Genomic DNA, 8,691 nt, shown 5'->3' on the forward strand with positions numbered 1-8,691 from the left:
ATGATGAAAGAAGTTGTAATTATTGACTGCATACGTACTCCTATGGGGCGTTCAAAAGCAGGTGTATTTCGTAATGTGCGTGCTGAAACATTATCAGCCCATTTAATGGAACAAATTTTAAAACGTAATCCAGCACTTGACCCAAATGATATTGAAGATGTTATCTGGGGCTGTGTGAAGCAAACAAAAGAGCAAGGCTTTAACATTGCTCGCAATGCTTCATTATTAGCGGGTTTACCAAAATCAATTGGCGGTTTAACGGTTAACCGTTTATGTGGATCATCAATGCAAGCGATGCATGATGCTGCAACCAGTATTATCGCAGGCCAAGGTGATGTGTTTTTAGTGGGTGGTGTTGAACATATGGGGCATGTACCTATGATGTATGACGTTGATTTTGCCCCGGCATTAAGTAAGCATATTGCGCGTGCCTCAGGAAATATGGGTTTAACTGCTGAATTATTAGGTAAGCAACACGGCATTAGTCGTGAAATGCAAGATGCCTTTGGTGCTCGTTCACACCAAAGAGCACATCAAGCAATGTTAGACGGTCGTTGGGATAATGAAATAGTAGCAACTGAAGGTCATGATGCGACAGGTGCACTTACACTGGTTGAACATGATGAAGTGGTTCGCCCAGATACCACAGCAGAAAGCTTATCAGCGCTTCGTCCAGTTTTTGACCCAGTAAATGGTACAGTAACTGCGGGCACATCTTCGGCCTTATCTGACGGCGCTTCAGCGATGTTAATTATGTCGGCAGATAAAGCGAAAGAGCTTGGTTTAACACCACGCGTTAAAATTCGTGGTATGGGTGTTGCGGGTTGCGATCCTGCAACAATGGGCTTTGGCCCTGTTCCTGCAACACAAAAAGCACTTAAACGCGCTGGTTTGTCAATTGAAGATATAGAACTAGCAGAATTCAATGAAGCGTTTGGTGCACAAGCGTTATCATGTATTTCTGCGCTAGGCTTAGCAGATAAGATTGACGATATGATTAACCTTAATGGTGGCGCTATTGCCCTAGGACACCCGTTAGGTTGTTCAGGGACACGTATTTCAGGTACCTTAATCAACTTGATGGAAGGTCAAGATGTAAACATTGGCTTAGCCACCATGTGTATTGGTTTAGGACAAGGTATTGCGACTGTATTTGAACGAGTTTAATTTTACCGTTCACGTGATCTAGTTACGGTAGCTATATTGCAAAAACATAAAAAAACCCAGCAACCTTGCTGGGTTTTTTGTATCAAAACCAATACAAAAAATTAATTTTCTTTAATCGTCCACTTAAGCATATCTTTAAAGCTTGGTTCTTTACCGTACATGGTCATACCCATTTTAAATAGTCGTGCGGCTGCCGTTCTTACCCATAATGTCGACATCTCAATATTTCACTATAAATGATTGCTGTAGATTTTTTACTATTGGTAAACGGCAATTAAACGCGTTAGCTCATTTTTATTGCTGGTACTTGGTTGGGCATAAAAACCTTCCCCATCAATCCAGCGAGCAAAACGTTTTTCCATAATCGCTAAATGCTCTTTTACTACATCGTCTGACTTTTCTGAGCCAGAATAAATAAAACGAATAATGCCGTTAAAGTTAGGGTTCGCTTCACGGCCGACAAACGTTCGTGAAACAGCCGCATGGCTGTGCCATTGCGCATAATCGCGGGTGTAAATTTCGCCAAAACGTAAAGCGTCATCTAAGCTGGCACAATTGAGCGTTATCTGTAATTCAAGCTCGTCGCTATTATCACTTGTAGGCACTAGGGTAATGGTATGATCAGGCTCAGGCTCTAGAGATATTTCATCGGTTAAGTTGTTCGGATCAAGCTCAAGTAAGGCTGAACGAGCAACATATTGTAAACGATTAACTACCGAAAAATAATGCTTGCCTGATAGTTTATCAGTAACAGAGCAGCCTCTGATATTATAACCTTCAGGAATAGCTATTTTTTTAACCTGTTGGTAAGTACTGGCATTATAAATAAACAAGCTGTTTTCTGCAGCGTTAGTGTAATAAATATATTGTTCATCTACATGCAAATTAACGGCTAACACGCGATATATCGGTGTTGACGTCCCTGTTTCTATGGTATGCACTAACTTACCCGTTTGTGAGTCAACTATGAGCACTTGCGCTAATGAGGCAATAAATAATTGCCCATCTATCTGTTTAATTTCATCAACGGCATCAGCAATATCTAAGCGCCAAGCGACACTGCCGTCTATATCATTAAAACCGATAAGCTCACCGCCACTAAAACTTTTTTCCTGATTACCATTAACTACCTGCATACTTTCTTCTGCAGGGCCAATAAAGGTGATAAATAGTCCGTCATCAATAAAGGCATATTTTAGCCTTAAAGTGCGAGCAGATGAGTCTATATTGTATTGCCAAATAGTACCTAAGTTAAAGTCTCGCTTTAATAAGCTCCTGTCTCTGTCTTCCATTGAATAAATGGCATTATTTAAAATTGCGTTTCGTGTTGAATACGAGGGCATGCTTTGACTCTGCTTTGTTACTAAATCAAATAATACCAAGCTTTTATCAAAATCATCAGGGTAATCATTTAGTGAGACAGTAACTTTGTTAGTAATAATTTCACTAGGAAATATATACTCTTCTGTAATAGTGTTAAGAAAAAATGACGGTAAATCGGGTTGCTTACCTGCTTCATTAAGTAGTTTTTTTGTTTTTTTCCCAGTTAACTTATCCACCCGTCGATAGACCTGTTCATCAATGAGATAAAATTGCCCGTATTTAAAGTCATCATTGTAACTTTGATAAGTAAACTGACCATTTTCAAAATAGCCATTGTTAGCATAAAGTCGCGCTTGTTGCTGAGCATCAGGCTTTGGGTGAGCATACACTGCAAGGCTGTCGACACATTTAAAGATTTTCATGGTATACCTTAATTCGTTTTTTTAATGGTACTGTTATAGAGGGGAAATCTAAAAGTGAAAATAATACGTAAAGCCGAACAATTAAAATTGTTCGGCTTTAGGACACAGCGCTCGGTTTTTGATGATAATGCTACATAGACCTAAAATAAGTTACTATGAGAAAGATTCTTGTAATGGTGGAACCACTTGTTTTTTACGGCTAAGTACACCGTCTAACCATACTTTGCCATCAACAGTCGCTTTACCATAAGCTTTTTCTGTTAAGTCAGCATTATCGCTTACCACTAACATTTCTGAACCTTCTTTCATAATGTCAGTTAATAGCAGTAGTACGCTATGACGGTTGCCTTCTGCTTTTAATTTGGCAATATCCGCTTCAAGATCTGCTTTAATATCGTCAAAAATTGCTAAATCAATGACTTCTAACTGACCAATACCAACTAAGTTGCCGTTCATGTCAAAATCTTTAAAGTCGCGTAACACTAAATCACGTGCTGGCGTACCTTCAACGGCTGATTTTACTTTGAACATTTCCATGCCAAGGGCTTCTGCGTCATCAATGCCAGCTATTTCTGCTAAGGCTTCAACGCATTTTATATCAGCCGTAGTACAAGTTGGTGATTTAAAGATTACTGTATCGCTTAAAATGGCACACATCATAGCGCCTGCAATGTTCTTTGGAATTTCGACATTGTGAAAATCGTACATCATCTTAATGATAGTATTAGTACAACCTACAGGGCGAATCCAGCATTCAAGCGGCGTAGAGGTGGTTAAATCACCTAATTTGTGGTGATCAATAATGCCTAAAATAGTGGCTTCATCAATATCGTCAGGTGCTTGAGTACGCTCTGAATGATCAACAACGTATAAGCTTTCACCCGCGTAGCTCATTTTAAGCTCTGGTTGCTCAAAACCAAATTTATCTAAAATGAATAAGGTTTCTGGTGATAATTCGCCTAAGCGAGCGGGAACAGTCTCTTCACCTAAGGTCGTTTTTAAGTAAGACAGCGCAATCGCTGAACAAATTGAATCTGAATCTGGGATCTTGTGACCCACAACATAATGCGGCATAAAAAAGCTCTCCTAAAATTTGAGCAGTATTTTATCAAACCCGAACTGGTTTGGGTATAGGAGATAATTCGTGTTAGAAACTATTAAGAATTCTAATAGATGAAATTATTCTATTGAAGGTTATGTTGAATTAATAGATATAAAGCAGCTAGCGATTAACTAGCTGTTTTATAGTCAGATAAAAAGGACATAACTTCAATATTGAAATTATGTCTTCTCGCTTAGCTTATTTTTTACCCGCCTTTATTGCTCGCTTGAACTTTTTACGTAAGCTGAAAATCATAACGCTTAGTAAGCTAATCCAGGAAGTACCGCCACCAGAAGATCTATCTTGTTTTGGTTCAGGCTCTGGGGCTGCTGTAACAGTTACATCAAAAGCAACACTAGACTCTCCGCCGAAGACGTCTTGAATAGTATACTCAAGGCTATCTATACCGCTGAAGTCTGCGTTAGCAGTATAAGTCAAGGTATTATCACTGTTGATAGATACAGTGCCTTGAGTTGCTATGGCTGAGATTACTGTTAATTGATCACTTTCTAGGTCAGTATCATTGCTTAATACATCTATGATGACTGATTCTCCGGCAACAACTGTAGCGCTATCTGCGATAGCAACTGGTGCCTGATTCTCAAGTACTGTGACCGTTAATATTGCTGATGCAGAGCCACCTTGACTATCACTTACCCCATAAATAACTTTATCTTCGCCATAGAAATTGAGTTGTGCTTGATAGTGAATCTGATTGTTTTCAATGGTCACAGTACCAAACATTGCATTAACTGAGTTTAGTTCAAGTGTATCTCCGTCAGAATCACTGTCATTAGCGAGTACGTCTATAGTTAATGAGGCATTAACTTTAACTCTCGCGTTATCAGCAACAGCAATAGGCTGTTGATTATTATTATTCGAAACAGCAACACCGCCTGGATCGACTATTGTATTGTTTGCAATGCTGTCGGCATCATTAGGACCGCCATCAGTTATTTGCAATTGCACACACCAATGTCCTTCAGTTAATCCAGGTTGCCATTTCTCATCCCCTGGAGCCGGACAGTAACCAAATTCTCCTTCAGAAGACCATAATAGGTTAGTGCTATTTTCCTCAAAATTAACCCATTCGCCATTAGCTTGTTGCTTACGATAAATAGCATGAGCTGGAATAGGCTTCACTTGCGGTAGTACTATCCTATAGGCTTGTCCTTCTTCCGGTAAATCATAAGCGATAAAGTCAAAAATTCCGCCAACGTTAGTGGCTTCGGAATCAGTGTTATTAACGACATTATGATTAGTGCTAATATTGGTATCGTCAGTGTTATTTGCCATTGACGTTTCAACATCAGAAATTAGTACGCCACCTGAGTCCCCGCCTAGAGCCCTGTCACCTAAACGTAGACAAACACCAGGGTCACCCTCAATTAGGAAGCTATTTGTTTCTTCGACAAGCTCTGGAATGACATTACATTCTGCTATGTTGTCGAGGTAATCAGGAATGCCGTCGTTATCTAGGTCACTTAGCCCTTCGATATTATCTGGGATGCCATCTTTATCGCTGTCATCATCTGTCAAAATAGCTTTGTTTTGTTCTACTTTAATTGTAACTTCCTTATGAGCGCTTAACTCAGGAGCATCAATATCAGTAATATCTAAACGAATGTGATAAACGCCAGAAGTTAGTTCACTAGGTTCAAAACTGAAGGTATTCATGTCGCTATCAAGATCTGTTAAAACATCTTGCTTACTAGACCACTCATAGCTGTAATCATTATCAACAATTGGATGTTTTATCGTTGGACTAACAACGACGAAGCCATCTTCAGCATTTACTATCAAACGTTTTTCATCAGCTTGTTCAACATTCAATGTAAGTTTAGGTTTAATGTTATTTTCGCTGATAGAGATAACTTGAGCCTTTTTGTGACCTAAATTAAGGCTACTATCTAAAGTAATGATAATAGTTTCATTTTCGTCATTCACCTGATCAGTAAAAATATTAAAGTCGATGACTGAGCCTGTACCTGATTCAATAGTTATTTCGCCATTAATCAGGTCGTGATCTGAGCCCTCTTCAGCGGTACCGCTGACCGTATAAGGAATTGATAATGGATAAGATGGCGAAAGGCCATTCAAATGTACTCTGGCGCTAGCAGAGTACCCTTCTAGGGCTGTTTGATCTTTTTCTATTGATATAAGTGGCTTAACTTTTATTATCTGGCTGACTATTGCAGTGTTTCCTTCACTGTCTTCTGCACGCCAAAATATTTTGTTTATTCCAGGTTTAAATAAAGTATTGCCATCTATTGAAACAGGGATTTTTTCTCCATTTTTATCAACGGCCATTGGAATATCCAAATCAACTTTGGTAAATAATCCTTGAGCATCAATTTCTAAATCTGTTGGTGGCGTTATTATAGGCAGGTTGGAATCATCTACATTGATGTTGATGAATACTGAAGCTGAGCTTTGTCTGCCTTGTTCATCGCTAATGTGGTAAGTAATTTTTGCTTGGCCAATAAAACCAACTATAGGAGTGTAAGCAATATTACTTTCATTTACCGCTACTGAGCCTATATCAACAGTAGAACCAATAATTTTGATATCGCCTTGATCAATGTCAATATCATTTTCAAGTACGTCAATATTCGCAACTTCCCAACTGCTAAGCTCGATATAATCGTCAGTGGCAACCGGACTATCATTTACAGGAGTTACCTCTATGGTAACAGTGACAGTTTCAGAATCAAATTCACCATCGCTTACTTTAAAGGTAAAGCTATCAGTACCGTTAAAATTATTTTCAGGCACATAAGTTAATTCAGGTGCATTGCCTGTTAATTCACCGTGAGAGGGTTGGGTCACCAAAGAATAGCTGAGCTCGTCTTTATCTAAATCACTGGCGGTTAACATAATTTGTAAAGAAGTGTCTTCTTCAACGGTTACACTTTGAGCATCAGCTACAGGGGCGTTACTGCTTACTTTAACGCCGTTAGATAACACAGGATTTCCTTTGACTTCCCCTGTTTGTGCGACAGGTGTTACTTCAAAAGTAATCGTTTTACCAGTATCCTCAGCTCTAATTGTATAAGAAGAATTTATCGCACTATCGATTGCAATATCGTTAATCAACCAACGGAAAGTAGATTGCCCTTCTGAATCTTGATCCGCATCTTGATAGTTGTAACTTCCTGTTAGTACATTACCAACCACAAGCTTATCTGCATTTGAGCTGGTTATAATTACATTGGTAGCTGTAGGCGCAGTATTTACAACAGCTACTGACGTTGAGTTAATCGCACTTTCGACAGCAGAGCCTGAAGCGTTGGCATTGACAGGCGTAACTTCAAAGCTGATGTATTTGCCTACTTGCCCAGCGGTTAAGGTGAAGTTTTCTGTCGTCGCTATTTGCGTTTTATTGGTACCACCGGCATCATCTGAGGCATACCACTTAAAGGTGGTGCCTGATTCCACGTCATTGTCTGCATCAAAGTAGCTGTAACTACTGGTCAGCAATTCACCGACCTGTAAGGTGCCCGAGAAACTAACTGAGCTTGCCGTAGGTGCTGTGTCAGCGGCAATAACTGCGGTTCCATTAATCGCACTTTCGACAGCAGAGCCTGAAGCGTTGGCATTGACAGGCGTAACTTCAAAGCTGATGTATTTGCCTACTTGCCCAGCGGTTAAGGTGAAGTTTTCTGTTGTCGCTATTTGCGTTTTATTGGTACCACCGGCATCATCTGAGGCATACCACTTAAAGGTGGTGCCCGATTCAACGTCACTGTCTGCATCAAAATAGGTATAACTACTGGTCAGCAATTCACCGACCTGTAAGGTACCCGAGAAACTAACTGAGCTTGCGGTAGGTGCTGTGTCAGCGGCAATAACTGCGGTTCCATTAATCGCACTTTCGACAGCTGAGCCTGAAGCATTGGCATTCACTGGGGTTACTTCAAAACTGATGTATTTACCGACTTGGCCTGCGGTTAAGGTGAAGTTTTCTGTTGTCGCTATTTGCGTTTTATTGGTCCCACCGGCATCATCTGAGGCATACCACTTAAAGGTGGTGCCTGATTCCACATCACTGTCTGCATCAAAGTAGCTGTAACTACTGGTCAGCAATTCACCGACCTGTAAGGTGCCCGAGAAACTAACTGAGCTTGCCGTAGGTGCTGTGTCAGCGGCAATAACTGCGGTTCCATTAATCGCACTTTCTACCGCTGAGCCTGAAGCATTGGCATTGACCGGGGTTACTTCAAAACTGATGTATTTACCGACTTGGCCTGCGGTTAAGGTGAAGTTTTCTGTTGTCGCTATTTGTGTTTTATTGGTACCACCGGCATCATCTGAGGCATACCACTTAAAGGTGGTGCCCGATTCAACGTCACTGTCTGCATCAAAATAGGTATAACTACTGGTCAGCAATTCACCGACCTGTAAGGTGCCCGAGAAACTAACTGAGCTTGCGGTAGGTGCTGTGTCAGCGGCAATAACTGCGGTTCCATTAATCGCACTTTCGACAGCAGAGCCTGAAGCATTGGCATTGACCGGGGTTACTTCAAAACTGATGTATTTACCGACTTGGCCTGCGGTTAAGGTGAAGTTTTCTGTTGTCGCTATTTGTGTTTTATTGGTACCACCGGCATCATCTGAGGCATACCACTTAAAGGTGGTGCCCGATTCAACGTCACTGTCTGCATCAAAATAGGTATA

Annotated in this window: 4 protein-coding genes; 1 reads left to right on the forward strand and 3 read right to left on the reverse strand. The window is 40.5% G+C overall.

Annotation, left to right across the window (positions count from 1 at the left end; all coding sequences use genetic code 11):
• The first annotated feature begins 3 nt into the window (after window positions 1–3).
• Window positions 4–1,167 (forward strand): acetyl-CoA C-acyltransferase FadA, encoded by a 1,164-nt coding sequence (gene fadA, locus D1094_RS16975; protein ID WP_118961307.1) that lies wholly within the window; start codon window positions 4–6, stop codon window positions 1,165–1,167.
• A 257-nt stretch (window positions 1,168–1,424) separates the two neighbouring features.
• Here the strand turns inward: fadA and D1094_RS16980 are convergent, their stop codons facing one another.
• The 3 genes from D1094_RS16980 to D1094_RS16990 form a co-directional block, all read right to left on the reverse strand.
• Window positions 1,425–2,912 (reverse strand): YncE family protein, encoded by a 1,488-nt coding sequence (locus tag D1094_RS16980; protein WP_118961308.1) that lies wholly within the window; start codon window positions 2,910–2,912, stop codon window positions 1,425–1,427.
• Window positions 2,913–3,065: 153 nt separating this feature from the next.
• Window positions 3,066–3,986 carry a manganese-dependent inorganic pyrophosphatase gene (locus D1094_RS16985; RefSeq protein WP_118961309.1) on the reverse strand — a complete coding sequence of 307 codons (921 nt, stop codon included), beginning with the start codon at window positions 3,984–3,986 and terminating at the stop codon, window positions 3,066–3,068.
• 226 nt (window positions 3,987–4,212) lie between these two features.
• Window positions 4,213–8,691, reverse strand: a 4,479-nt coding sequence (locus tag D1094_RS16990) for an Ig-like domain-containing protein (protein ID WP_118961310.1), incomplete at its 5' end; no start/stop codon positions are given.

Origin of the sequence: Colwellia sp. RSH04 (assembly GCF_003545765.1) — a bacterium.
Taxonomy (GTDB): domain Bacteria; phylum Pseudomonadota; class Gammaproteobacteria; order Enterobacterales; family Alteromonadaceae; genus Colwellia.

Excerpts from the sequence above, each read along its gene's own strand:
- fadA (WP_118961307.1), top strand. The coding sequence starts at position 4 with ATGAAAGAAGTTGTAATTATTGACTGCATACGTACTCCTATGGGGCGT.
- D1094_RS16980 (WP_118961308.1), bottom strand. The coding sequence starts at position 2,912 with ATGAAAATCTTTAAATGTGTCGACAGCCTTGCAGTGTATGCTCACCCA.
- D1094_RS16985 (WP_118961309.1), bottom strand. The coding sequence starts at position 3,986 with ATGCCGCATTATGTTGTGGGTCACAAGATCCCAGATTCAGATTCAATT.